This is a genomic window from Oceanicaulis sp. UBA2681 (assembly GCF_002354675.1).
Lineage (GTDB): Bacteria > Pseudomonadota > Alphaproteobacteria > Caulobacterales > Maricaulaceae > Oceanicaulis > Oceanicaulis alexandrii.
In genome coordinates, this window is sequence record NZ_DEMB01000012.1 from 78,693 (window position 1) to 103,076 (window position 24,384).

General features: G+C 60.7%; 21 protein-coding genes and 2 tRNA genes. 12 read left to right on the plus strand and 11 right to left on the minus strand.

Annotated features, from left to right (window positions below; all coding sequences use genetic code 11):
- Positions 1 to 21: 21 nt before the first annotated feature.
- The 4 genes from fcl to B3M53_RS09880 form a co-directional block, all read right to left on the minus strand.
- A complete protein-coding gene (gene fcl / locus B3M53_RS09865) occupies positions 22 to 978 on the minus strand; it encodes a GDP-L-fucose synthase (RefSeq protein ID WP_286800286.1) in 957 nt (318 codons plus the stop codon).
- A gap of 5 nt (positions 979 to 983) precedes the next feature.
- On the minus strand, positions 984 to 2,057 hold the full coding sequence (gmd, locus tag B3M53_RS09870; protein ID WP_286800287.1) for a GDP-mannose 4,6-dehydratase: 1,074 nt from the start codon (positions 2,055 to 2,057) through the stop codon (positions 984 to 986).
- A 131-nt stretch (positions 2,058 to 2,188) separates the two neighbouring features.
- Positions 2,189 to 2,875, minus strand: a complete 687-nt coding sequence (locus B3M53_RS09875) for a sugar transferase (RefSeq protein WP_286800288.1) — start codon at positions 2,873 to 2,875, stop codon at positions 2,189 to 2,191.
- 864 nt (positions 2,876 to 3,739) lie between these two features.
- Positions 3,740 to 3,816: transfer RNA gene (locus tag B3M53_RS09880), tRNA-Arg, on the minus strand.
- Positions 3,817 to 4,231: 415 nt separating this feature from the next.
- Between B3M53_RS09880 and B3M53_RS09885 the strand changes: the two genes are divergently transcribed.
- The 6 genes from B3M53_RS09885 (at position 4,232) to B3M53_RS09910 (ending at position 10,318) form a co-directional block, all read left to right on the plus strand.
- Positions 4,232 to 5,572 (plus strand): site-specific DNA-methyltransferase, encoded by a 1,341-nt coding sequence (locus B3M53_RS09885; protein WP_286800289.1) that lies wholly within the window; start codon positions 4,232 to 4,234, stop codon positions 5,570 to 5,572.
- Entirely contained in the window at positions 5,562 to 6,083 is a 522-nt protein-coding gene (locus B3M53_RS09890) for a DUF5681 domain-containing protein (protein ID WP_286800290.1), read from the plus strand. The genes B3M53_RS09885 and B3M53_RS09890 overlap by 11 nt, the downstream gene beginning before the upstream one ends.
- On the plus strand, positions 6,076 to 7,491 hold the full coding sequence (terL, locus tag B3M53_RS09895; RefSeq protein ID WP_286800291.1) for a phage terminase large subunit: 1,416 nt from the start codon (positions 6,076 to 6,078) through the stop codon (positions 7,489 to 7,491). The genes B3M53_RS09890 and terL overlap by 8 nt, the downstream gene beginning before the upstream one ends.
- Positions 7,492 to 7,996: 505 nt before the next feature.
- On the plus strand, positions 7,997 to 8,260 hold the full coding sequence (locus tag B3M53_RS09900; protein WP_286800292.1) for a DUF3489 domain-containing protein: 264 nt from the start codon (positions 7,997 to 7,999) through the stop codon (positions 8,258 to 8,260).
- Between the two features lie 10 nt (positions 8,261 to 8,270).
- Entirely contained in the window at positions 8,271 to 8,684 is a 414-nt protein-coding gene (locus tag B3M53_RS09905; protein WP_160093001.1) for a DUF2924 domain-containing protein, read from the plus strand.
- On the plus strand, positions 8,681 to 10,318 hold the full coding sequence (locus B3M53_RS09910; protein ID WP_286800293.1) for a recombinase family protein: 1,638 nt from the start codon (positions 8,681 to 8,683) through the stop codon (positions 10,316 to 10,318). The genes B3M53_RS09905 and B3M53_RS09910 overlap by 4 nt, the downstream gene beginning before the upstream one ends.
- A gap of 355 nt (positions 10,319 to 10,673) precedes the next feature.
- On the opposite strand, the gene B3M53_RS09915 is transcribed toward B3M53_RS09910, so the two are convergent.
- Positions 10,674 to 10,763: transfer RNA gene (locus tag B3M53_RS09915), tRNA-Ser, on the minus strand.
- A 195-nt stretch (positions 10,764 to 10,958) separates the two neighbouring features.
- On the opposite strand from B3M53_RS09915, the gene B3M53_RS09920 reads away from it, so the two are divergent.
- Positions 10,959 to 11,642 (plus strand): tellurite resistance TerB family protein, encoded by a 684-nt coding sequence (locus B3M53_RS09920; RefSeq protein WP_286800294.1) that lies wholly within the window; start codon positions 10,959 to 10,961, stop codon positions 11,640 to 11,642.
- 32 nt (positions 11,643 to 11,674) lie between these two features.
- On the opposite strand, the gene B3M53_RS09925 is transcribed toward B3M53_RS09920, so the two are convergent.
- Positions 11,675 to 13,666 (minus strand): methyl-accepting chemotaxis protein, encoded by a 1,992-nt coding sequence (locus B3M53_RS09925; protein ID WP_084683435.1) that lies wholly within the window; start codon positions 13,664 to 13,666, stop codon positions 11,675 to 11,677.
- 269 nt (positions 13,667 to 13,935) lie between these two features.
- Positions 13,936 to 14,805 (minus strand): LysR family transcriptional regulator, encoded by an 870-nt coding sequence (locus B3M53_RS09930; RefSeq protein WP_022701015.1) that lies wholly within the window; start codon positions 14,803 to 14,805, stop codon positions 13,936 to 13,938.
- A gap of 143 nt (positions 14,806 to 14,948) precedes the next feature.
- Between B3M53_RS09930 and B3M53_RS09935 the strand changes: the two genes are divergently transcribed.
- Positions 14,949 to 16,436 (plus strand): NADP-dependent isocitrate dehydrogenase, encoded by a 1,488-nt coding sequence (locus B3M53_RS09935; protein ID WP_286800296.1) that lies wholly within the window; start codon positions 14,949 to 14,951, stop codon positions 16,434 to 16,436.
- Positions 16,437 to 16,511: 75 nt separating this feature from the next.
- Here B3M53_RS09935 and B3M53_RS09940 read toward each other — a convergent pair whose 3' ends face one another.
- From B3M53_RS09940 to B3M53_RS09950, 3 genes are all read right to left on the minus strand, one after another.
- Positions 16,512 to 17,861, minus strand: coding sequence for an RsmB/NOP family class I SAM-dependent RNA methyltransferase (locus B3M53_RS09940; RefSeq protein ID WP_286800299.1), 1,350 nt, complete (start codon positions 17,859 to 17,861; stop codon positions 16,512 to 16,514).
- Positions 17,858 to 19,057, minus strand: a complete 1,200-nt coding sequence (gene rlmN / locus B3M53_RS09945; RefSeq protein ID WP_286800300.1) for a 23S rRNA (adenine(2503)-C(2))-methyltransferase RlmN — start codon at positions 19,055 to 19,057, stop codon at positions 17,858 to 17,860. Before rlmN ends, B3M53_RS09940 begins: the two co-directional genes overlap by 4 nt.
- Positions 19,058 to 19,201: 144 nt before the next feature.
- The gene (locus tag B3M53_RS09950; protein WP_286800302.1) at positions 19,202 to 19,996 is read right to left on the minus strand and encodes a sterol desaturase family protein; all 795 of its coding nucleotides are present in this window, start codon (positions 19,994 to 19,996) and stop codon (positions 19,202 to 19,204) included.
- Positions 19,997 to 20,090: 94 nt separating this feature from the next.
- Between B3M53_RS09950 and B3M53_RS09955 the strand changes: the two genes are divergently transcribed.
- A complete protein-coding gene (locus B3M53_RS09955; RefSeq protein WP_286800303.1) occupies positions 20,091 to 20,960 on the plus strand; it encodes a LysR family transcriptional regulator in 870 nt (289 codons plus the stop codon).
- Here the strand turns inward: B3M53_RS09955 and B3M53_RS09960 are convergent.
- Positions 20,957 to 21,466: an invasion associated locus B family protein gene (locus B3M53_RS09960; RefSeq protein ID WP_160092994.1), complete on the minus strand. Its 510-nt coding sequence runs from the start codon at positions 21,464 to 21,466 to the stop codon at positions 20,957 to 20,959. The genes B3M53_RS09955 and B3M53_RS09960 overlap by 4 nt on opposite strands.
- Positions 21,467 to 21,633: 167 nt before the next feature.
- On the opposite strand from B3M53_RS09960, the gene B3M53_RS09965 reads away from it, so the two are divergent.
- The 3 genes from B3M53_RS09965 to B3M53_RS09975 all read left to right on the plus strand — a co-directional run bounded on the left by B3M53_RS09965 (position 21,634) and on the right by B3M53_RS09975 (position 24,348).
- Positions 21,634 to 22,215, plus strand: a complete 582-nt coding sequence (locus B3M53_RS09965; RefSeq protein ID WP_286800307.1) for a sigma-70 family RNA polymerase sigma factor — start codon at positions 21,634 to 21,636, stop codon at positions 22,213 to 22,215.
- A gap of 105 nt (positions 22,216 to 22,320) precedes the next feature.
- On the plus strand, positions 22,321 to 23,019 hold the full coding sequence (locus tag B3M53_RS09970) for a ChrR family anti-sigma-E factor (RefSeq protein WP_273144084.1): 699 nt from the start codon (positions 22,321 to 22,323) through the stop codon (positions 23,017 to 23,019).
- Positions 23,020 to 23,076: 57 nt separating this feature from the next.
- Complete coding sequence (locus B3M53_RS09975) at positions 23,077 to 24,348, plus strand: UbiH/UbiF/VisC/COQ6 family ubiquinone biosynthesis hydroxylase (protein WP_160092992.1); 1,272 nt, start codon at positions 23,077 to 23,079, stop codon at positions 24,346 to 24,348.
- The last annotated feature ends 36 nt before the right edge of the window (positions 24,349 to 24,384 follow it).

The window sequence follows — 24,384 nt, forward strand, 5'->3', positions numbered from 1 at the left end:
AGGGATTGAGATTTTGCAGCATCACGCCATTCCTCGCGCCGTTTCTGTGTTGGCCAGGTACCAAGCGTAAGCTTCTTCCAATCCTTCCTCGAACGAGATCGACGGCTTCCATCCAAGCGCGCGGATCTTCTCTGCGCTCATCAATTTCCTCGGGGTTCCGTCCGGCTTGCTGGTATCCTTCGTCAGCCCGCCATCGAACCCGACCACCTTCATCACGAGCCGCGCAAGTTCCTCGATCGGCAAATCCTCGCCGGAGCCGACATTCACGTGCTCATGGTCAGAATAGACCGTCATGAGATGCACCAGAGCATCGGCGCAGTCATCGACATGCAGGAATTCCCGCCGCGGCGTGCCCGAGCCCCAGATTTCCATGTTCTTCGCGCCGGACACCTTGGCCTCATGGGCTTTCCGGATCAGCGCCGGGATAACATGGGATTTTTCAAGGTCGAAATTGTCCCCCGGCCCGTAGAGATTGGTTGGCATGGCGGAGATGAAATCAACCCCATGCTGCTTGCGATAGGCCTGGCAGAGCTTGATCCCGGCGATCTTCGCGATCGCATACCACTCATTTGTAGGCTCGAGCGGTCCGGTAAAGAGCGCATCCTCGGTGATCGGTTGATCGGCATGCTTTGGATAGATGCACGACGAGCCGAGGAAGAGCAGCTTTTCCACGCCGACATGATAGGCCGCATGGATGACGTTCGCCGCTATCATGAGATTGTCGTAAAGGAAGTCGGCCGGATAGGTGTCGTTGGCGAGGATTCCACCGACCTTGGCGGCCGGCACGAACACCGCGTCGGGTTTGGCCTGCGCCATCCAGACATTGACCGCCACCTGGTCGATAAGATCGACCTCTTCACGCCCGACAGTCACGATCTCAGCCGGATTTTCCTCTTTAAGGCGGCGCACCAGCGCTGAGCCGACCATGCCGCGATGGCCGGTAACATAGATGCGCTTACCTGCAAGGTCATAGGTCAAGGGGCCTACTCCGCGGCGTGATTGCGCCGGTAAATGGCCTCGTTCACGATGGTTTTGAGGTCACTTGCGACCATCTCCTTCACGAGCTCGGTAAAGCTGGTCGTGTGTTTCCAGTCGAGTTTTTCGCGCGCTTTTGCGGGATCACCGAGCAGCAGGTCGACCTCAGCCGGACGGTGATAGCGTGGATCGACCGCCACAATTTCACGGCCGGTCTTCGCGCAGAAGCCTTTTTCTTCGACGCCCTCACCCTTCCAGGCGATCTCCACACCGGTCTCGGCAAAGGCCAGCTCGACGAACTCGCGTACGCTGTGCATCTCGCCGGTAGCCAGCACGTAGTCGTCCGGCTCGTCCTGCTGAAGGATGCGCCACATCCCCTCGACATAATCGCGCGCATGCCCCCAGTCGCGCTTGGCATCGAGATTGCCGAGATATAGCTTCTTCTGGCGGCCGTGATGGATCGCAGCGACCGCGCGGGTGATCTTGCGCGTCACGAACGTTTCGCCGCGCGTCGGGCCCTCATGATTGAAGAGAATCCCGTTCGAGGCATGCATGCCGTAGGCTTCGCGGTAATTGACCGTGATCCAGTAGCCGTAGAGCTTCGCCACGCCATAAGGGCTTCGAGGATGGAAGGGCGTGTTTTCGGTTTGCGGCGTTTCCTTGACCTTGCCATAGAGTTCAGAGGTCGAGGCCTGATAGAAGCGGGTCTTCTCTTCAAGACGCAGGATCCGAATGGCTTCGAGGATTCTCAGTGCGCCGACAGCATCGGCATTTGCGGTGTATTCCGGCGTTTCGAAGCTGACCGCGACATGCGACTGAGCAGCGAGATTATAGATCTCGTCTGGCTGAACGTCCTGGATGAGCCGGATGAGGTTGGTGGAGTCGGTGAGATCCCCGTAATGCATGAGGAAGTCGGTGTGCTCCTCATGGGGGTCGACATAAAGATGATCGACACGCTCGGTGTTGAACGAGGAGGAGCGCCGCTTCACGCCATGGACCTCATACTGCTTTTCCAGTAGGAGGTCGGCGAGATAAGCCCCGTCCTGGCCCGTTACGCCGGTGATCAATGCCTTCTTTTTCATGTCTGTCCCCGCGTCCGTCAGATTTGAATAATTCTCAGCATCTAAAGCAAACCGTATGCCGCTCTACATTGTCTCGCTGTGGTGTGACGCCCGATAACGTCGATTGTCGATAGTAACTCGGTTCATAGTTCTCAGCTCGCTCCTCGGCTGAGTATGACCGCAGGGATTGTCTTGATGATGATCCAGATGTCCCCCAGCATCGTCCATTCGCGCGCATATCGCGCATCCATCTCGACACGCTCGTCATAGCTCAGATCATTGCGGCCACTCACCTGCCACAACCCAGTCACGCCGGGTCGCACGGCTTTGTACGCTTCAAACTGGCTTCCATACCGTCTGACCTCATCCATTACGATGGGGCGGGGGCCGACTATGGACATTTCACCGCGCAGAATGTTGAGGAGCTGAGGCAATTCATCAAGGCTTGAGCGACGCAAAAATCCACCAAACTTTGTGATGCGAGGATCTTTGCGGAGTTTTTGAGCACGAGCCCATTCCGCTGAAGCTTCAGGATCTGTTGCCAAGACGCGCTCCAAGCGCTCCGGAGCATCCATCACCATGGACCTAAATTTATAGCACTTGAACGGTTTGCCGTTCTGGCCAATGCGAGTGTGTGTAAAGATCGATGGACCTTTGTCTTGCAAACGCACAAGAGCGGCAACTGTGATCAGAACAGGGCTCAGGATTATGAGCCCAGCGAGTGCAAGGCTTATATCGAGCACGCGCTTGGACGCCCTTTGGAACCAGGGGCGGTCCTCATTCATGGGAAACTCTTCAAGTTTTAAATGGTGTGCACTGCCGTCCATGATGCGACCCATCTTCCCCCTAGACGGTAAAATTCATTTTTAGATAACCAAAATATAAGGTTGAGCGCTAGATATTTTTTTATGAAGCACTTGCAACATGTTTGCTCCCGCTGGTGGGATAAGCCTGATCTCTGAGAAAGCCCTACTACACGGCTTTTGCAGAGGCGCAGTGCTGCAACTACTCACTCGAGCGAGTTTTCATCAATCAAGCGAATGTTGGGCACAGACTGTTAGTGTCTGCATGCCCGGCTGTGGACAGCATTTCGCGTTTGGCTTGCACTCTCTCTTTAAGCGGGCTTGATAGCGTTCCAGGTTCGGGCTTCGTGAAGAGGATGATCTCCTCAGTCAGATTAAACGCTGGAAGAATGAGCCAGGCCAGCATGAGTGAAGGGAAATGCGCTTAGAAGCCAACTCCCTGAAATCGCTATGGCTTATGTATTCGTCGGTAAGGCTGTAGCGTCTGGTCGCAAGCTAGGCTGTTTGCAGCCGATTCCCCTGAGCTACGGGAGCAGTTTTGCTAGGGTGGCTCGAACAGTTCGATTCTTCTCCTCTATCGTTGATAAGCATTCGTAGCGATCAGTGTGGGGAGGTGGCTGACTGCTCGATACCAATTCGAGCCTTGATGGCAGCCCACTCAATTTTCAGTCCCAAAATCACCGAAGGGCAGAGGTCTAACGTAAACAGGCGTTTACCATGAGCGTGGCGACTGGGTGGTGACTCGAAATTTTTCTGGAAAACTACTGCACGCTTAAGTCATTGAAAAAATGGCGCGCCTTAGCGGGCCAACTTCGAACCTGCAGGGTTCGCAAGGGCGACCGCCCGCCCGAAGCGTGAGCGAGGATCGACTGAGCGGACGCGAAAGAGAACAAGAAAAGGTGGCGCACCCATCAGGATTCGAACCTGAGACCTCTGCCTTCGAAGGACAGCGCTCTATCCAGCTGAGCTATGGGCACACCGACACCGCGCCCGACATCGAAAATCAGCTACGCGCACCAGCGTATCCAGCCATTCTGAATTATTCAGACCTGGCTCTTGCACCCTCAAACGCGCTACCCAATTACCCTAATAGTTCCTGAAAAAGCGGAACTTGATCACGCCGGGATGGCGTAAAGTGAAAGCTGCAAATAGCGATCGCGACCGTCGCACAACAGCGCCTGCGCACGACGGATGGGATTGCTACCAGGCTCTTGGATAGTGAGCTGCAGGGTTTTGGGTGTCACCGGCTTGTAGAGAGGGCCGGCCAGGCGGTTAAAACCATAGGCCTAATTTGGAACGGCGTAACGACTCCTCTCAACGCAACCGGCTTAGGCGGGGCGTGGAACGAGTACGTTTTGCGTGCCCGCCTCGGCTTAGACCGAGGAGGCGGCCATGGCCGACCAACATTCTGCACACGGATCACCAACCCCCAACCACATTCTCCTGACCGAGGTCGCGCTCGGCGACCTTCGGCTGCCTGAGCAGGAGCTACGCAAGCACCCTGCCCGCCAGATCGCTAATCTCGCCAAGTCCATCGAACGGTTCGGTTTCGTCGCGCCGATCCTGATCGATGCGCGCGGCGAGGTAGTCGCAGGCATCGCGCGCGTCGCCGCAGCAAAGAAGCTCGGGAGGACACACGCCCCAGCGGTCCGCATCGAGCATCTCTCCGAAGAGGAGGTGCGCGCCTACCGCATCGCGGACAACAAACTAGCCGAAGCCGCCGAGTGGAACATCGACGCCCTTAGGGTCGAGATCGCGGACCTGATCGAGCTGGACTTCGACATGGAGACCCTCGGTTTTGATGTCGCCGAAGTTGATCTCATGTTTGATGAAGGCGAGGTGGGTGATGAACCTGCCATACCAGAAGTTCCAGGCGATCCAGTCACCCGACCAGGTGATGTGTGGCTCCTTGGCCAGCACCGGCTCGTCTGCGGCGACGCGCTCAAGCCGGAGACCTATGAGGCGCTCCTTCGCGACGAAGCGGTCGACGCGGTCGACGCGGTCTTTACCGACGCACCGTACAACGTGCCGGTGGACAAGCACATTTGCGGACTTGGCAAAGTGAAGCACCGCGAGTTCGCCATGGCCTCCGGCGAAATGAGCAAAGACGTTTTCGCCGAGTTTCTCACTACCGTGCATGCTCGGCTCTACGAGCGCATCAAGCAGGGCGGTATCGCATTCAGCTGCATGGACTGGCGATCAGTCTCCCCGTTGATCGTGGCTGGCGAGAGCGTTGGCTTTGAGCTTTTGAACCTCGCCGTTTGGGACAAGGGCGTTGGAGGGATGGGCTCACTCTACCGCAGTCAACACGAGATGGTCTGCGTCTTCAAAAAGGCCGGCGCCTCACACCGCAACAATATCGAACTCGGCAAGCATGGGCGCAATAGAACTAATGTTTGGGCCTACCCAGGGTGCAATTCCGGCTCCAGGGACCGCGACGAACTTCTAAAGCTTCACCCCACTGTCAAACCTGTCGCATTAATCGCGGACGCCTTAAAGGACGTCACCGCACGCGGCGACCTCGTGCTGGACGTGTTCGGCGGGTCAGGGAGCACACTGCTCGCCGCCGAGCAAACGGGTCGCGTGGGACGGCTTATCGAGATCGATCCGGGCTATTGCGACGTCATCATCGAACGCTACCGCAAGGCCTATGGAACCGAGGCGACGCTGGAGGCGACAGGCGCCTCTTTTCAGGATGTTCAAGCTCAGCGAGGCGGCGGTCATGAGCAATAAGACGCCCAATATTCGTATTCGACGCCGCGAGCGCCCTCAGGACAACGCTGTCGGAGGCGCAGAACCAAGCGCACCGACTCCAGACGGTCATGATCCACACCGACCAGTCGGCTATGCGAATCCGCCAAAACGCACCCAGTTTAAGAAAGGCCAGTCGGGCAACCCCCGTGGACGGCCACGTAGGAAAAAAGCGCTCAGCACTATGCTGGATGAGATTCTGTACAAGCAGGTCGAAATCACCGAGGGCGGACGGCGGCGCAAAGTCGCGGCGGTCGAAGCCCTCCTAAAGCGCCAGCTCGCCGAAGCGATGAAAGGAGACGCCAAGGCATTCGACCGACTGTTCAAGCTTCAGCAAACGGTGGGCTCGCCGGATAACGAGCCCGACCAAGAAGGCGGCGGTCGATCTCCGGCAGAGCAAGCCATGTTGGCCGAGCTTGCAGAGTGGGTGCAGAGCGAGCCGGTGACGGTTCTGGGCGAAGCCGAACCGGCGGAGGAGGCACCCGATGACTGATCCGCGCAAGAAGCTCGACCTTGCCCAGAAGACGATCTTCTACTTCTTTTTGCAGCGCGTCTTCGCCGAGCTGGAGGGCGACCCGTTGAAGTCGCTCGAGTATGTGGACGCCCTGTGTCTCGCCCTGCAGCAGGCCACCGAGGCGGATGCGGGACGGCTTTTGGTTACGATCCCGCCGCGCCACCTCAAATCCGTCGCTGCGGCGATCGCCTTGCCGGCCTGGCTCCTGGGTCGCGATCCGTCTGCCAAGGTCATGGTCGCCACCTACTCCGACACGCTGAGCGCCGAGCACGCGGCGAAGTTCGCAAGGGTGGTCAACGCGACATGGTATCAACGGCTCTTCCCAAACACGCGCGTAGCGTCGAGCAGTAAGTATGAATGGCGAACTACAGCCGGCGGGGCGCGCTACGGCGTCTCGCTTGGAGGTACGGTCACAGGGTTCGGCGCTGACGTTATTATTATCGACGACATCCTCAAAGGCGCTGAGGCGCGACAGGAAGTGATGAGGGCTAAAGCGAGGTTATTTTACACCGACACACTTCGAAGTCGGCTCGATAATCCGCGGACAGGTTCGATCATCGCCATTATGCAGCGCCTGCACGAAGACGACTTTCCCGCCTTTCTCCTTGAGAACGGTCGATATCGTCACCTGAACTTGCCGGCGACAGCCGAGGAGACTGAGGAGATCCCACTATACCGCGGGAAAGTCTGGGTACGAAAGAAAGGGCATATCCTTGATCCGTACAGGTTCACTGAGGCTGGGCTTGCGGACCAAGAAAAGGAAATGGGCCGAGTCGCTTTCGCCGCGCAGTACCAGCAACGCCCCGTCCTGCCCGACGGCGCTGTGATCGACATGAAGAAAATCAAGCTGGTCGACCGGCCACCTGAGCACAAGAAATGTACCTATATAATACAAAGCTGGGACACGGCTGTTGAAACGGGGCCGAAGTGCTCGTTTTCCGTCTGCACCACCTGGGGTTATCAACGTGGCGTCTGGTACTTACTCGATCTATTACGTGCTCGTCTTGACGGAGCTGATCTCAAATCACGGATCCTTCAGATGTCCAGACAGTGGTCTCCGGAGGAGGTTCTAATCGAGCGCACCAACGCAACACAGATTATGTGGAGCATCATGCGTCAGGAGGGCGAACTTTTTCCGGTGCTCATGGATCCAGATGGAAGCAAGCTTGATCGCCTCATTCCTCATCTGGATTTTCTTTATGATGGGGCTGTTGCATTTCCAACCGAGGTGGACTGGTGGCCTACCCTGCGGGATGAGATGCGCGCCTTTCCAGAGAGCCGTTTCGACGATCAAGTCGACTCGCTTTCTCAGTTCATGCGCTGGGCGCGTTCCGGGCGCGGCCAAGCTCTTCTGGAGACCGACCCCTTAACAGGGCGTCCGTACTGACATGGACGCGCTGGCATGTTTAAGAGATCCGATTTTAGGAATCGGTGCGTGCAGCCAACTCACCGAGACGCTATCGACAATAGACGGGCGCCGAAACGCGGAGCTCTAAAGATCGCCGGCGAAGAGCCCGTTCAACAACCCGCTCGACCCATCCCCGAATCCATCCGTTTGGCCAGAGCTGCAAGAGGCCAGGCACTGCTCGATATGGCCCCTAAGCCGGCCAGCGGAACGGCAAGATCGGCGAGAGGTTCACCATCTCTGGCGGAGGACAAACTATCCTTGAATAAGGGCCGCCGAATATGGCGGCCCTTATTCTATGCGCCAGACCGCAGAACGCACTGCTGGAGCTTGTCAAATCTTCCGCCGCCCGACTGGACTGACGTCACTGTTCGAGCATGCATGCACACCAAGCCTGGAAACGCCGCCGCGCATACGCGAACCGGCTTCCAGGCCTGCCTCAGTGCAAACGCCGGCATCCCGCCCGCGCCGCTACTGGAGGCCCATCATGGCGAACGATAATTCACACAATGCCAAACAAGCTGAGCAACTCGACACACCGATTTACCGTGAGGGGTCCAAAAAGGCCCAGCTGGTGGACCGACTTCAGAATCCAGGTGGCGTAACCATCGCAAAGCTCGCCGCGGCGTTCGGCTGGCAGCCGCATACAACGCGCGCAGCTCTAACGGGGCTGCGCAAGGACGGTCATGCGGTGGAGAAGCTGCCGCCTAAAGAGGGCAAAAGCGCCGCCCGCTATCGGCTCGCGACTTAAGGGCCGAGGCATGAAGCGTCTGGTCACCATAAAGAGTCTTGAAGACATGGCTCACTCTGAACTCACCAAGGTGTGGCGCGAGCTCCATGAGGAGGAACCGCCACGACGCATGAGCGCGGTCCTACTTCGCCGCATCCTCGCTCATGAGGCGCAGGTCCTCCTTCATGGCGCATTGCCACGGCGGGACGTCCATAGGCTCAAGAAACTTACCCGCGACACGTGCCGCCCCGCCGCGCCAGGCTTGGCCGCTGGCGGGCGTCTAATCCGCGAATGGAATGGAGAAACGCACACCGTCGAAGTCCTGGAGAAGGGGTTCGTCTGGCGCGGGCGAACCTACCGGTCACTTTCAGCGATTGCTGAGGCGATTACAGGAGTTCGCTGGTCTGGTCCCCGCTTCTTCGGCTTGAAGAGCACTAAACAATGAGTACTCCACAGGTGAAACGATGCGCCATCTACACCCGCAAATCCTCCGAGGAGGGCCTTGATCAGGACTTCAACTCCCTTCAGGCCCAGCGCGAGGCTTGCGAAGCTTTTGTCGCCTCCCAGCGACACGAGGGATGGAAACTCCTGCCCAACCGATATGATGACGGCGGGATCTCCGGTGGCACGCTTAACCGGCCCGGACTGGAGCGCCTGCTTACCGACATCGAAGCCGCGCGGATCGACCTGGTGGTGGTTTACAAAGTCGACCGGCTCACACGCTCGCTTGCCGACTTCGCGAAACTGATCGACAGGCTTGAGGCCGCTGGGGCCTCATTCGTCTCGGTGACACAGGCGTTCAACACGTCCACCTCCATGGGCCGATTGACGCTTAACGTGCTCCTCTCATTCGCCCAGTTTGAAAGAGAAGTCACCGCAGAGCGCATTCGTGACAAACTCGCCCAGTCCAAGGCCAAGGGTCTCTGGATGGGCGGGTTCGTGCCCCTTGGCTTCGAGCCAGACGGGCGATCGCTTAAAATCGTTCCTAAGGAGGCCGAGACTGTCCAACGGCTATTCGAACTCTACGATCAGCATGCCTGTCTACGCCTCGTCGAAAAAGCTGCAGACGGCGAAGGGCTACGAACCAAAATGCGAGAAAGCGAAAATGAGCGCATGCGAGGCGGCAAGCCGTTTTCACGTGGCCGCATCCAGGCGCTCCTGCGCAATCCCATCTACACAGGTCGCATCCGGCACAAGGATAAGGTTTATCCTGGTAAACACGAGGCCATCATTTCCGATGCGCTTTTCGACCGAGTCCAAGAGAAGCTCAATGCAGCGTCCTCACGCCCTTCCCGCCGCAAAAGTATGGCCGTTACGAGCCCTCTCTCTGGAAAAGTCTTCGATGAAACCGGCGACCGACTGACGCCCAGTCACACGACGCGCGGCTCGCGGCGATTTCGCTATTACGTGTCGAGCCGCCTGGTCAAAAACTCTGGAAAAGAGGGGCAGGAAGGTCTGCGGATCTCCGCCCAGAAACTTGAGACAGCGGTGGCGGACGCGACGACCCGTTTCCTGACCAAGAACGCGCAACAATTGGCGGCCCAAAACAGCCAGACCATTGCAGCTATCGAGACTGAGACGAAGAACCTGCAACAGCTTATAAACACGAGCGAAGCCGAGACGTTGGCAGCGGTCACAAAGGTGACTGTGCGCAAAGGCGCGTTGGAGGTGACCGTCGCAATACCCCGCCCGATCGATAAAACAGCAACGTGCGGTGTGCAGCAGGTCATGTTCGAAACGCCCTTTGTGATTCATCGACGGGGCGCCGAAGCCAGATTGGTGCTCGCCGATGAAAAGCCGAAACCTGACGCGCTGATGAGGAAGACGCTCGGCAAAGCCCTGGCGTGGCTCGATGACCTGAAATCCGGAGTGTCTATCACTGAACTTGCCAAGCGCGAGCAGGTCTCGCAGCGCTACCTAAGAAGCCGTTTACAGATGGCGTTTCTATCGCCGACCATCATGTCGGCGATCCTTGAGGGCCGACAGCCGGCGCACCTTACGACCGAGACTTTCGTCCGCACCGATATACCGCTCGACTGGGCCGAGCAGGCGCGCGCTTTCGGCTTCGACAGCGTCTAAATCCTTCGACCTGATAGCGCCAAAAAATTCCCTGTTCGGCGCACGTCAATTCCCTGATCAAGCGGGAATTTTCCCTGCGTATGCGCTTAGGGAAAACTTGTTCAACCCACTGAATTTATGTCCATTTAGCGACCCGCAGCGATCAGGTTTTAGACGATCCTGACTCAAAACCCTGTTAATGCGACTGGAACAGGGTAAGGGGACCGCGCCATCTTAGCGACTGAGACTTTCCGGAATTTGGGCCTAGTTTTAGAATGTTTGCGGCGTCTCAGTTCCGGTATCGGATTTCTAAACCGCCGAAACTGCGCGGGTAATCCGCGAGTTTCGGGACAGAGACTGGTATCGCTGGAAATCCTGGCGGTGAGGGTGGGATTCGAACCCACGAGACGGTTACCCGCCTACACGCGTTCCAGGCGTGCGCCTTCGACCACTCGGCCACCTCACCGTAAGGCGGCGGAAAGTACCCAATACACCGCGCCAGTCAAGGACCTAACGCTGCTGTGTCTGCGTGAAAAACCGGTCACGGCTTCTTGCGCCAGAATGACGGTCTTCCCAATTGCTCAAAGGCGCATATTTCAATCTCAAACGGACGGACGGCGAGACGCCGCGCCGACCCCTCCAACCGACGCAAAGGTCCGCCATGTTTGACGTGAACAAAATCATCACCGCCCTTCAGACTGACCCCAACGCGCAGCGCACGGCGCTGGCGGGCGGCGGCGGCGTCGCAGCGGGCTTCGCCGCCTCCATGCTGATGGGCAAGTCCGGGCGCAAGATGATGGGCAAGGCGGCCAAATACGGCGCCGTCGCCGCCATTGGCGGGCTCGCCTATCACGCCTGGCAGAAGAGCCAGCAAAACAAGCAAGGCCAGGCCGCAGCGCCCGCCGCTCAGACAGCAGCCCAGGACGCAGAGTTCACGCCGGCCCCGGAGAACTCCGCCTTCCTGCCCGCCCCGTCCGACGAAGCGGCGGTCGATCAGCTGGGCAAGGCGCTGGTGCGCGCCATGATCGCGGCGGCCAAGGCGGATGGCAAGGTCGACGCCGAGGAGAAAGAGGCGATCTTCGCGCGCCTGAACGCCATGGATTTGAGCGCGGAAGACAAAGCTTTCGTGTTTGACGAATTGTCAGCGCCGTTTGACATCAATGCAGTCGTCGCCGCTGCGGATACGCCCGAACACGCCGCCGAGATTTACGCCGCGTCGCTGGTAGCGATCGAGATCGACACCCCCGCCGAGCGCGCCTATCTGCAAATGCTGGCGGCGCGGCTGGAGCTCGACTCCGATCTGGTCAACGAAATCCATAAGGCTGCAGACGCCCAGCCTGCCTGAGTTCCGGCATCTGATGGCCTGCCACCAGGCGATCAGACCGCCTGAGCCTTTGGCTGCCCCTCGTCCTCATCCTCACGCGTGACCGCCGACAGAAAATCGGCGACTGCTGTGCGTAGCTGGTCCGCCTGACGGGACAGCTCCGAGGCCGACACAAGGACCTGTGATGCTGAAGCGCTGGAATCCGACGCCTCACGCATAACCTCGTCAATGGACGCGCTCACAGTGTCTGTGGACCGTGAAGCTTCGCTCGAATTTTGAGCGATCTCCCGGGTGGAGGCGCCTTGCTCCTCCACGCCCGCGGCGATGATGGAACTGGCTTCGTTCAGCTTTTCGATGGTGTCCTGAATAACATCGATGGACTGAACAGATGCGGCTGTGGAGGCCTGGATTTCGCCGATCTGCTCGGCGATCTCGGTGGTCGCCTGAGCAGTCTGGTCCGCCAGGGTCTTCACTTCATCGGCCACAACGGCAAAGCCCTTACCCGCCTCACCTGCCCGCGCGGCCTCGATCGTAGCGTTCAGCGCCAACAAATTGGTTTGCTCGGCGATTTGCTTGATCAATGTGACGATATCACCAATTTTCTGTGCTGAATCAGCCAGCTCGCCGACTTTCCCGGATGTTTCACGCGTCTCCGAGCTGGCCTTGTCGGCCATTTCACTGGACCTGGAGACCTGGGCGCTGATCTCATTGACCGATGCAGCAAGCTCTTCAGCTGCGGCGGCGACAGCCTGTACGTTGGCGGAAGCCTCGGTCGATGACGAAGAGACAGTCCCGGCCGTCTCAGAGGTCTTTTTCGCAGATGACGTCAACGCCTGAGCGGCCTGCTCCAGCTGCTTGGATGCGGCGGCGACAGTTTCAACGATTGAACCCACTGCGCTTTCAAACTCTGCGGCCAGATTGCGCATCATTCGGCGGCGCTCTTCACGCGCTCGGGATTCGCGTTCCTGTTCAGCAGCATGCTCGGCTTCAGCCTTGGCCTTGGCGTTCGCCTGGATTTCAGTCACTGCAACGGCGAGATCGCCGATCTCATCTTTCCGATCACTCCCATAGACATCGACATCCGTCTGACCGCGCGCGATGGCTTGCAGGGAGCCGTTAAAGGCGACCAGAGGGCGGGCGATCGACCGGTTGAGCAACCACGCCAAACCAAACCCGGCCAATACGATGAGGACTGACAAGGTGCTGAAAACCGTCAGAAGACGGGTATGACTGGCGTCCAGAGCACTGCGATCCAGAGCTATGGTGACCACGCCGATCACCGCACCATCGAAATCCCTGAGTGGGAAGATGCGCAGCGAAAAGGGCGTATCATTCATAACCACGCGCGGAATGACCACCGGGTTCACGAGCCCGTTGTTCAGAGCCGACATGTCAAATTCAAACGTTTGCGGGAAGGAGGATCCGACCAGTTGCATCCCGCTCTCGGTCACTCTGTGCACCGCGGCTTGCGTGCCCGTCCGACTGGTGTGCGCAGCCAGGAAGTCGTCGCCCATGCGCAAGCCCATCTCCACAGTACCGAGATGACGCGCCCCATCAAAGACGGGCTGCACTCCACGGATGCCGAGACCTGCCACCCCGACTTCAATGCCGCTCACCGTCTCGCGCCGTTCATTGGCCTCAACGACTGTTTGTCTGAATGAAGACAGATCATCGCCAAATCGCTCAGGCCGATGCACGCGCAAAAATGAGGTGGCGGGGGGCAGATGATATTGAAATTGCGCGACACCCTCGGCGCTGACCGCCTCAAACGCCGGAACGACAATGGTCGCCAATGTTTCGCGATCATTCGCAGCGAAGGCGTCAATGACAGGGGGAAGAGCGCCAGCAAGACGCGCCATGCTGGAGGCGCGGCGCGCTTCAGCTTCTATGGAGCCTTCAATGCTGATCGCCTCCGCCTGGAGGCGCGTATTGATGCTCGTGTCCCGCAAACCGTTTGCAAACCAGATTGTTACGCCAAAACAGGCCGCGGCCGCCAGCGCCATTCCAGCGCAAATTCCGATCAGGAGCTGTGTCTGCAGGCGCATTCTCTATCCCTCGCTCAGTCCCGCGAAGCGGCCCAGCATTTGTCAAAACACACAATTCTTGAAAGGGAATGGGTTTATTCTTCATTACAGTGGCGACTGATTGAATCCGCCTTGAAATCAAAAAATTATCCCGCAACGACCGGATTTTCTTTGTTTTCTCATCTGCAGACGCAACAGGGCTCACGCCGGGTCCATTCAGATATGTCAGTGCAGGCTTCTTAATTTGCGCGGCGCTCTCCAGCATCGCTCCTGAAGCCTGACGCAGACGCCTAAAACCGCGCCGGTTCGTCCTCGAGCGCATGCGCCAGATGGTCAGCCAGGCGGCGGGCGGCCAGTCCGGCGTCTGCCGCTGTCAGCAACACCGCCTCGGCGTCATCGAGCGGCGGCATGCGCGCGCCCTCGTCAATGGCGAGATCATCCGGGGCGAAATCCCGCGGCAAGACCGCAACGCCCAAGCCGGCCCGCACTGCCGCCAGCGCCCCGGCCAGCGAGCCGCAGACATAGGCGGCACGCGCCCGGCCGCCCGCGCGTCCCAACGCCTCCACGGCACGCTTGCGGTAGACGCAAGGCTCGGGGCTCACCACCAGCGCTGTGACACCGTCCGTTTTGAACACGCTGTCATCGGCCCCCACCCAGACCAGAGGCTCTGACCAGACGCGCTGGCCGTCCACCGCCGCGCTCGGCTCGCGCTTGACCAGCGCCACGTCCAGACGCCCGGCGTGAAACATATCCATCAGGTTCAGCGTCAGGTCACAGGTCACTTCGAGCTGAATGCCGGGGTGGGCGCGGGAGAACTCCGCCAGCGCCTTGGGCAAATGCGCAGTGGCGATGTCTTCCGGCGTTCCCAGACGCACATGGCCGCGCGCCTCGCCCTGCCGAAACGCCGACAGCGCTTCGTCATGGAGCGCCAGCATGCGCTCGGCATACCCCATCAGACGCTCCCCCGCCGGCGTCAGGGTGACCCGCCGCGCGGTGCGGCTGAACAGCCGCTCATCCACGATTTGCTCAAGCTTGCGGATCTGGAGCGAGACCGCCGACTGACTGCGGAACAACAGCGCTCCAGCGCGCGTAAAGCTCTGCGATTGCGCCACCGCCACAAAGGCGCGGAGCAGATCAAGATCCAGACGGTCCGTTTGCATGCTATGAGTTTCTCAAATGCATGGACGCATGACAATCAATTTTTCAAATTCTAATGACTTGCTAAAACCTGCCTCACACAGCGACTGATCGCGTCCACCCGCGCCCGTCGTTTGTTGACTCACGCTGGAATGAGGAAACCCGAATGAACGTCCACGTCTCCGCCTCGAACGCCGCCTCCACGGCGACGCGCACCCCCACCCCGATCACCGTCGCGTACGGCGATGGCATCGGCCCGGAAATCATGAAAGCCAGCCTGAGAGTGCTGGAGGCCGCCGGCGCCGCCCTGGCGCCCGAGCCGATCGCCATCGGTGAGCAGGTCTATCTCAACGGGGTCAGCGCCGGCATTGAGGACAGCGCGTGGGAGTCCCTGCGCCGGACGAAAGTCTTCTACAAGGCGCCGATCACCACGCCTCAGGGCGGCGGCTTCAAATCGCTGAATGTCACCGTGCGCAAATCGCTGGGCCTGTTCGCCAATGTGCGCCCCTGCGCCGCGCTGTCGCCCTTCGTCGCCACGCGCCATCCTGACATGGACGTGGTGATCGTGCGCGAGAACGAGGAAGACCTCTACGCCGGCATCGAGCACCGTCAGACCGATGAAGTGGTGCAATGCCTCAAATTGATCTCGCGCCCCGGCTGCGAGCGGATCGTGCGCTATGCGTTTGATTACGCCCGCGCCAATGGCCGCAAGAAAGTCACCTGCCTGTCCAAGGACAACATCATGAAGCTGACCGATGGTCTGTTTCATGAGGTCTTCGACGAGATTTCCAAAGAGTATCCCGACATCAAGACCGATCACTGGATCATTGATATCGGCACGGCCAAGCTCGCTGACGCGCCGGAACAGTTCGACGTCATCGTCACCTCGAACCTTTATGGCGACATCATTTCCGACGTCGCCGCCGAAATCACCGGCTCGGTGGGCTTGGGCGGATCCGCCAACATCGGCGAGCACTGCGCCATGTTCGAGGCCATTCACGGCTCGGCCCCGATGATTGCGGGACAGAACGTGGCGAACCCGTCCGGCCTGATCCTCGCTGGCGTGCAGATGCTGGTCCATATCGGTCAGGCCGATGTGGCGGAAAAACTCCATAACGCCTGGCTGAAAACCCTTGAGGACGGCGTTCATACCGTCGACATCGCCTCTGAGGGCATGACCAAGCAGCAGGTGGGTACTGACGCTTTCGCCGACGCCGTGATCGCGCGCCTGGGCCAGGAGCCGACCCATTTCACGCCCGTGCGCTACAACGCCAAAGCTGGCGGCGTCGCCATCGCGCCCTACGAGCGCCGCGAGCGCCAGACCAAGACGCTGGTGGGCGTGGATGTCTTTGTGGACATGCCGACGCAGAACCCCGATGAGCTGGCGAAAACGCTGAACCTTGCGGCCGGCGGTGCGGCCTTGTCGCTGAAGATGATCACCAATCGCGGGGTGAAGGTCTGGCCGCAAGGCTTGCCCGAAACCTTCAAGACCGACCATTGGCGCTGCCGCTTCATGGGCGAGGGCGTGCGCAAGAACGCCGACGTGGTCGATCTTCTAGCCCGGCTTGAAAAAAGCGGCGTCGACTTTGTGAAAACCGAACAGCTCTACGAGTTCGACGGCAAGCCCGGCTACTCGCTGGGTCAGGGCCAGTAGGGGTCACATCCAACACAAAACCCCGGTCCGCAATGCGGACCGGGGTTTGCTGTACGTCTGTTTGGCAATTGTCGGTTAGGCTTTCACCAGCCGCGCAATATAGAAGCCGTCCATGCCGCCGCGTTCATCCCACATATCGGGACGGGTGCGCACGGCGCCGTCCGGGCGCAGCGCTTCTTTCAGGCCCGGCAGCTCGTCCGCCGTCACCGGATCAAGCCGCGCGTCCGGCGTGCGCTTGAGGAAGGCCGCGATCTGGTCTTCGCCCTCTTCAAGCTCCAGCGAACAGGTGCAATAGACCAGGCGTCCGCCCGGTTTGAGTTGCGCAAAGCTGGCGTCCAGCAGGCGACGCTGGATGTCAGCCAGATTGGCGATGTCGCCGGGCTCTTTCGCCCAGGCGGCGTCCGGACGACGGCGCAGCGTGCCGGTCGCCGAGCACGGCGCATCGAGCAGGATCGCGTCCATGGGCTCCGGCGCCGTCCAGTCCGCCACATCGGCGGTGAGGATCTCGGCGTTGAGTTTGGTGCGTTCCAGGTTTTCAGCCAGACGCTTGAGGCGTTTCGGCGAAGCGTCGACCGCGATCACTGACGCGCCCGCAGCAGCCAGCTGCAAGGTCTTGCCCCCCGGCGCAGCGCAGAGATCGGCGACCTTTTCACCGGGTTTGACGTTCAGAAGGCGCGCCGGCAGAGCCGCGGCCACATCCTGAACCCACCAATCGCCCGCTTCAAAGCCCGGCAGGCCATCCACCGCGCCAATGTCCGGGCGCCGGATCGTGCCGGTCTCCAACACCTTGGCGCCGATTTCGTCGGCGAAGCTCTGAGCGTCAAAGCCCGGCTTGGCGGTGAGATCCAGCGTCGGCGGGACGGACCGGGCGATGGCGATGGCGCGCGCCACCGGCTCGCCATAGGTCTCCACCCAGCGCTCGGCCAGCCAGTCGGGCAGATCTTCAAGCGGGTCTGAATCCAGAAACGCGCCTTTGCCCTGATCCACAACCCGGCGCAGCACGGCGTTCGCCAGATTCTTGAACCGGGCGGTATTGGGATCCTGCGCCATCAGGCTGACCCAGGCGTCAACGGCGGCGTGGGCCGGGGTTTCAAGGATCAGGCGCTCGGCCGCGCCGCAACGCAGGATCAGATGCGCCTTGATCTCTTCATCGGGCAAAGGCTTGTCGAGCACCTGCATCAGAGCGGCGTCAAGCGCGATGGGGCGACGGATCACGGCGGAGGCGATGGCGCGCGCAAAAGCGCGATCACGCGGCTCCATGCGTTTCCATTCCGGCCGTCCCGCCAGAGCGCCGTCCAGCGGCACGCCTTTGGCCAGCACGCCTTCGACCGCGCCGAGCGCAGTGCCGCGCGGCATCAGGTTCTTGGTGGAGGACTTGGGTTCGGATCCAGACTTGCGCGGCTGGCGGCGGTCTGAATGATTCACGCCTGATCCTCTTGAGTGGCTTCCTGGCTGGCTTCGGCTTCACGTTCCAGACGCCGGCGCTCGCTGGCGCGGATTTTCTGGCTTTCACTTTTCAGCTGCCCGCAGGCGGCGAAGATATCGCGGCCCCGCGGCGTGCGGATCGGGCTGGCGTAACCGGCCTTGTTCACCACATCGGCAAAGGCTTCGATCTGATCCCAGTCCGAGCATTCATACGGGCTGCCCGGCCAGGGATTGAACGGGATGAGATTGATCTTGGAGGGGATGCCGCGCAGCAGTTTGACCAGCGCCCGCGCCTCGGCGAGGGAGTCGTTCACGCCTTTCAGCATCACATACTCGAATGTGACGCGCTTGGCGTTGGACAGGTCGGGATAGGCGCGAATGGCGTCCATCAGCTCCGCGATGGGGTATTTCTTGTTCAGCGGCACCAGCTCGTTGCGCAACTCGTCATTGGTCGCGTGCAGGCTGATCGCCAGCATGGCGCGGGTGCGCTCGCCGAGTTCCGGGATTTTCGGCACCACGCCGGAGGTGGACACCGTGATGCGGCGACGGCCGATGGCGATGCCTTCATGGTCGGAGATCACGTCGATGGCGTCCGACACCGTGTCCAGGGTGTAGAGCGGCTCGCCCATGCCCATGAAGACGATATTGGTGATCTGGCGGTCCTCATTGGAGGTCGGCCATTCGCCCAGATCATCGCGCGCGATCATCACCTGAGTGACGATTTCAGCAGCGGTCAGATTGCGCACCAGCGGCTGGGTGCCGGTATGACAGAAGGTGCAATTGAGCGTGCAGCCCACCTGAGAGGACACGCACAACGCGCCCGAACGGCCAACACCGGGGATGAAGACGGTCTCCACCTCGATCCCGCTTTCCAGCTTGATGAGGTATTTGCGCGTGCCGTCCACGCTGACCTGGCGTTCGGTGATTTCGGGACGGGCCAGCGTGAACTTCGCCTTGAGCGCCTCGCGCAAGGCCTTGGACACATTGGTCATCTCATCGAAATCGGTGACGCCGTAATGATAGATCCAGCGCCAGAGCTGCTCGGCGCGCATCTTGGCCTTTTTCTCATCCACCAGATCATGCGCGATCAGCACGTCGCGCAATTGCGAGCGGGTCAGACCGGCGAGCGGAACCGGGCCGGACATCTCTGGCCGGTTGGAAAAAGACAGGTCGAGAGTTTTCAAAGGTGCGTTCATAGCGCCGTCGTATACTGGAAAACTGAACAAACTTCGAGAGGCGAGAACGCATGGCGGGCTTGCGCCTGCACACACGCTTGTTTGTTCGCTGTCCCGAGCCAGCCTCATCCGGACCGATTGTCAGCGTCAGCCGCCGTCTCGCGGCTATTTGCGCACCAGCGGCCAGAGCAGCTCGCGCCCGGCGCTGACCGGCTCCATCCCCTCTATGCCGTAGGTCTCCGGATAGCGGCGGGTGATCTTCGCGGTGCCGAACAGAACGTCCCAGAAAAACAGCAGATTGCCGTAATTGCCTTTGTAATGGGTGACGCCGTCCTCTTTGTGCAGGCCATGATGAGCGCTGTGGGTGGCGGGCGTGGAGATCACGCGCTCCAGAACCCACATGACCGGCGCCAGCAGCGGAATCCGGTAGAGCGCCGCATCCCAGCGCCAGGATGAATGCGCGCCGAAGATCACTGTCATCTTGACCACCAGATACACCGCATAGACCGGGTAGAACCCCAGATGCACCAGCACGGCGGCGATCCACAGCCCCGGCATGAACAGGTAATAGAAGAGATTGTTGCGATAGGCGGTGCGGATCGACAGATAAGCGCCTGAATGATGCGCCCGATGCAGATTGTAGAGCACGGGGAAGGTGTGGCTGGCGCGATGCCACCAGTATTGGGTCATGTCGTCGCCGACGAGCAAGATCGCCACCATCAGATACCAGGGCAGGAACGCCAGCGCGTCTTTCGAACCCGGCCGGATCGCTTCCACCAGCATGGGCGCCACAGCGAAGATCAGCGGCACGGTGACCAGCACGATGGTGAGCGAGGACAAAACCTCGATGATCACATCCCGGCGCGAGCCGCGTTCTTTCTGCAGGAATCGTCCTGTCACCGCTTCCAGCACAATGAAGCCGGCGAAAATTGCGGGTACGAGGATTTTTTCATTGATCATGGCGAACGCCTCCCGGACAGACCCTCGCCGGTTCGAATCATAACTTCCAATACAAATTTTGCATTCTTCCATAACTAATGCTTATGCTTGTAGCATGCTCAGCCTGCGCACCGCCCGCCTGTTTCTCGTCGCCGCCGACGCCGGCACGCTGACCTCAGCCGCGGAGCGCCTGCATGTGAGCCAACCTGCCGCCAGCAAGGCGCTGGCCCAGCTGGAGACCGATCTGGGCGGCGCCTTGTTTGACCGCGCCGGGCGCAAGCTGATCCTGACCGCGCTGGGCGAGGCGCTTTTGCCCCGGGCGCGATCGCTGATCCAGCAGGCTGCAGACCTGAAGGCTGAGGCCGAACGCTGGCGCGCTGGAGAAGACGGCGTGCTGAGCTTGGGGGCTGGGCCGAGCGTCACCTACCGCCTGCTGCCCGAGGCGGTGGCCCGTTTTTATCGCGCCGGGCGTACGGTTCAGCTGACCGTCCGCGCGGGCGCGGCGGGGATGCTGGTCGATCAGGTGCGCCGCGGCGCGCTGGACCTGGTCGCCGCGGATATGGGCGACGCCGTCCTGGATCCGGACCTGGTGGTGCATCCCTTGCCAGAGGAGAGCGTGACGGCGCTGGTGCGCCCCGACCACCCCGCCCTCAAGGGTGAGGCGTATGACCGGTTTCCGCTGGCCACGGCCACGCCGCCCGAACGCCTCAGCCGCCAGCCTCTGCCCTGGGGGCGGCCGCGTCCGGGTCTCGTGTGTGATGATTACACCGTTCTGGCGCTGGCGTGTTCAGCGTCAGACCATATCCTCGCTGCGCCGCGCTCGGTTGTGGACCGGCTGACGGCCGAACACGGCCTGGTCCAGCTGACAGCCTCATCACCGGATCTGGTGGTGCGGCCCGCTCTGATTTATCGCGCCAACGCGCCGCACAGCGCCGCCCGCCAGCTACTGTTTGAGTGTTTCGAAGCCGTCGCGCGACAGGCCTAGCCGCAAAGATCGTCCACTTGCTCCAGCGCCGCAGTCACCCCCAAAAGTGAAAACGTATAGGCGGTGGCGGTGCCGCGAGCGCTGGTGGCCTCGACCCGCATATCAGAGCCCCGTCGCATCGCGCGCACAAGCTGGCTCTCCTCGCCCGGCTCTTCCAGAAACCCTTCCTGCTCGGAGACGAACATCTCAAACCGGTCCGAACCCACCCGCACGCGCGGCGGGCTGTCAGGACGCAGGGCGTACCCAGCCAGGAAGCTGGGCTGGTTCTCCGCGGCGCCGCTGCGCCAGCTCGCCACAAGGAAGAACACCTCGCCATGGTCCACATTGGCGGGCAAAGCCTCTTGCGGGCGGCTGAGCGCATAACAGACCTGACCCTCGGCCGAACCGCGCGTGAACACGCGCCAGTCGCGATGCGCGCCCTGAAACTCAGGTTCTGACGCCTCCTGCGCTTGCACAGGCGACAGTGCGGTGATGGTCAGACACAGGCTGGCAAATAGAACGCGCATGGGGATTTCCATTCAGATATGAGCGGTTTGACGCAAGCAAGATCGGCTGGCGCCGGTCTGTATTCCCGTTTAAAGCGGTCTGAGACGGCGGTTTCAAGGCAGGATCTGGCTTGATCGTCATGTGTGCGGATGTGAGAGTGATCTGCAACGAGCTTCAAGGGTGAAACTTGCCTGACGCCCCTTTTTCCACTGGCGCAAAGCCGGATCGTGCGACCCTGAACTCGCTTGTGCTGGCCACCGCACAACGTGATCGGCAGGCGTTCGCGGCGCTGTTCAATTTCTATGCGCCGCGGGTCAAAGCCTATCTGCTGCGCCTGAACGCCCATGACAGCCTGGCTGAAGAGCTGGCGCAAGAGATCATGCTGACGGTCTGGCGCAAGGCCGAACAGTTCGACCCCGATCAGGCCTCCGCCTCCACCTGGATTTTCCGCATCGCGCGCAATCGGCGCATCGACGCGGCGCGCCAGGCCAACAAGCCCGCGCTTGACGGTGAGGATCCCAGCCTTCGCCCGCCGGACATCCAGCCCCCCGACGACGCCGTTCATGAAAATGATCGCGATGACCGGGTGCGTGAAGCCATGCTGGACTTGCCCGACGAACAGGTGGCGCTGCTGCGTCTGGCGTTTTTTGACGGCTTGTCTCACCGCGACATCGCCGATGAGCTAGGGATGCCGTTAGGCACTGTTAAATCAAGGCTCAGGCTGGCTTTCGACAAGCTCAGGCGGGTGCTTGATTCTGAAACCTTGTAAGAAATAATGCACGCATCCGTACTAAAAGACGCCCTGTCACTTGACGTCAGACTGAACTGATCAATATCCGCCACGCTGTACCAGACGCCGACTTAGAAGAAGACCATGACCAACCATCCGCTGGGTGATGAGATTTACGCCGCTTACGCTTCGGGCGCCCTGTCGGGTCCGATGCGCTTGCTGCTGGACGCGCAATCGGCTGTGAACGCCGAGGTCGCACGCGCCCGTCAAACGGTCGAGGCCGCCGCCGGCGTCTTGCTGGAAAGCGAAGCGCCCGCCGAAATGGCGCCGAATGCTCTGGCGACCCTGTTTGACATCATCGACACCGAAGAAGCGGGTCTGGGCGAAGCCGGTCCGGCGCGTTTCAACGCCCGCACCGGGTCTGAAACCTCACGCAACGCCGCCCAGAAAGCGGGACAGGCGATTGATGAATTGCTGGACCTGCCAGGCTCTGTCCGCGATCTGGCGTTGGAAACCGGCGGCTGGTCTTTCGCAGGCCCCGGCGTGCGCACCATGCCGCTGATGACCGAAGACGGCGCCAAGGCGGAGCTGATCCGCATCGAACCAGGCCGCGGCGTGCCCCATCACGGCCATGACGGCACGGAGTTCACGCTCGTCCTGTCAGGCGGTTTCTCGGACGGGCGCGGCAGTTATGGCCCTGGCGATGTGTGCATGGCCAATCCCGACACGATCCACAAACCGATCGCCGACGAAGGCGAGGTCTGCATCGTGCTCGCTGTCACCGACGGCCCGCTCGCCTTCACCGGCGCCCTGGGCTGGATTCAGCGCGCACTGAGCCGCTAAGCACCCTGCGGCGCCGCGCCGCTTTCTTTCGGCGGGGGCGTTGTTATCTTAACGCCCATGAGCAAACCGATCTTTTCTGGCGATGTGGTGATTTCCGGCGGCGGGCTCGCCGGTCTGACCCTGGCGCTGGCCCTGCATAAAGCCGGGCTGGCAGTGGCTGTCATTGATGCGATGGCGCTGTCTGAGCACGTGACGCCGGAGCATGACGGGCGCGCCTCGGCGCTGGCTTACACCTCCTATCGCATGCTGAACGCGGTCGGCGCCGGCCAGCATCTGAAAGACCATGTCCAGCCGATTGAAGACATCTTGGTCGTGGATGGCCGTCCCTATGACGGGCTCAAGCGCGGCGGCCCCGGCCCTGACCAGCTGCATTTTGACCGTCGCGAAATCTCACCCGAGGATGACGGCGAAGCTCTGGGCTATATGGCCGAGAACCGCTGGACGCGCGTGGCGCTCGCCAAAGCCGCCGAAGAGGCTGGCCTCACCGTGTTTGCGCCCGCTCGCGCCAGTCATATGGAGCCGGACGTCACTCCTGGACGCAATCGCCTGGTGTTGGAAAGCGGTGAGACGCTCGAAGCGCCCCTCATTGTCGGTTGTGACGGCAAGTTTTCCGGTCTGCGCGCTCAGGCGGGCGTCCGCACCACAGATTACGCCTATAATCAAAAGGCTGTGGTGCTGACCGTCGAGCACGAACACAGCCATGAGGGTGTGGCGTATGAATGCTTCATGCCCACCGGTCCGTTCGCCATCCTGCCGCTGCCGGGCAATCGCTCGAGCCTTGTGTGGTGCGAAAGACCTAAGGCGGCGGACGCCCTGAAAGACATGGATGACGCGGGCTTCCAGGAAGCGCTGGAGGCGCGCTTTGGTGATTTCCTGGGATGGGTGAAACCCGTCAGCCCGCGCTGGACCTATCCACTGACGCTGAAATTCGCGGAACGCTTCACCGATGACCGACTGGCGCTGGTGGGCGACGCCGCCCGCGGCATTCACCCCATCGCCGGACAGGGCTTCAATCTCGGGGTGCGCGATGCGGCGGTTCTGGCCGATGTACTGGTGGACGCCAAGCGCGCCGGGCTTGACCTTGGAGCGCCCGCGACCTTGCAGCGCTATGAGCGCTGGCGGCGAACGGATTCTGTCGCGGTCGGGCTGGGCGCGCACCTGTTCACCTGGCTGTTCTCCAATGATCACAGCACGATAAGGGCTGCCCGAGGTTTGGGTCTGTCCATCGTGGATCAGATTCCCGTCGCCCGACGCTTTTTCATGCGTACGGCGGGTGGTGAAGTGGGCGATCTGCCGGCGCTGCTGCGCGGCGACAGCCTGCACCTCTAGACGCCATCAAACCCTGAGCGGTCAGGTGCGTTTCTT

Coding starts and splice junctions, on each gene's coding strand:
- gmd (WP_286800287.1), bottom strand. CDS start 2,057: ATGAAAAAGAAGGCATTGATCACCGGCGTAACGGGCCAGGACGGGGCT.
- B3M53_RS09875 (WP_286800288.1), bottom strand. CDS start 2,875: ATGGGTCGCATCATGGACGGCAGTGCACACCATTTAAAACTTGAAGAG.
- B3M53_RS09885 (WP_286800289.1), top strand. CDS start 4,232: ATGGCCGACCAACATTCTGCACACGGATCACCAACCCCCAACCACATT.
- B3M53_RS09890 (WP_286800290.1), top strand. CDS start 5,562: ATGAGCAATAAGACGCCCAATATTCGTATTCGACGCCGCGAGCGCCCT.
- terL (WP_286800291.1), top strand. CDS start 6,076: ATGACTGATCCGCGCAAGAAGCTCGACCTTGCCCAGAAGACGATCTTC.
- B3M53_RS09900 (WP_286800292.1), top strand. CDS start 7,997: ATGGCGAACGATAATTCACACAATGCCAAACAAGCTGAGCAACTCGAC.
- B3M53_RS09905 (WP_160093001.1), top strand. CDS start 8,271: ATGAAGCGTCTGGTCACCATAAAGAGTCTTGAAGACATGGCTCACTCT.
- B3M53_RS09910 (WP_286800293.1), top strand. CDS start 8,681: ATGAGTACTCCACAGGTGAAACGATGCGCCATCTACACCCGCAAATCC.
- B3M53_RS09920 (WP_286800294.1), top strand. CDS start 10,959: ATGTTTGACGTGAACAAAATCATCACCGCCCTTCAGACTGACCCCAAC.
- B3M53_RS09925 (WP_084683435.1), bottom strand. CDS start 13,666: ATGCGCCTGCAGACACAGCTCCTGATCGGAATTTGCGCTGGAATGGCG.
- B3M53_RS09930 (WP_022701015.1), bottom strand. CDS start 14,805: ATGCAAACGGACCGTCTGGATCTTGATCTGCTCCGCGCCTTTGTGGCG.
- B3M53_RS09935 (WP_286800296.1), top strand. CDS start 14,949: ATGAACGTCCACGTCTCCGCCTCGAACGCCGCCTCCACGGCGACGCGC.
- rlmN (WP_286800300.1), bottom strand. CDS start 19,057: ATGAACGCACCTTTGAAAACTCTCGACCTGTCTTTTTCCAACCGGCCA.
- B3M53_RS09950 (WP_286800302.1), bottom strand. CDS start 19,996: ATGATCAATGAAAAAATCCTCGTACCCGCAATTTTCGCCGGCTTCATT.
- B3M53_RS09955 (WP_286800303.1), top strand. CDS start 20,091: ATGCTCAGCCTGCGCACCGCCCGCCTGTTTCTCGTCGCCGCCGACGCC.
- B3M53_RS09960 (WP_160092994.1), bottom strand. CDS start 21,466: ATGCGCGTTCTATTTGCCAGCCTGTGTCTGACCATCACCGCACTGTCG.
- B3M53_RS09970 (WP_273144084.1), top strand. CDS start 22,321: ATGACCAACCATCCGCTGGGTGATGAGATTTACGCCGCTTACGCTTCG.
- B3M53_RS09975 (WP_160092992.1), top strand. CDS start 23,077: ATGAGCAAACCGATCTTTTCTGGCGATGTGGTGATTTCCGGCGGCGGG.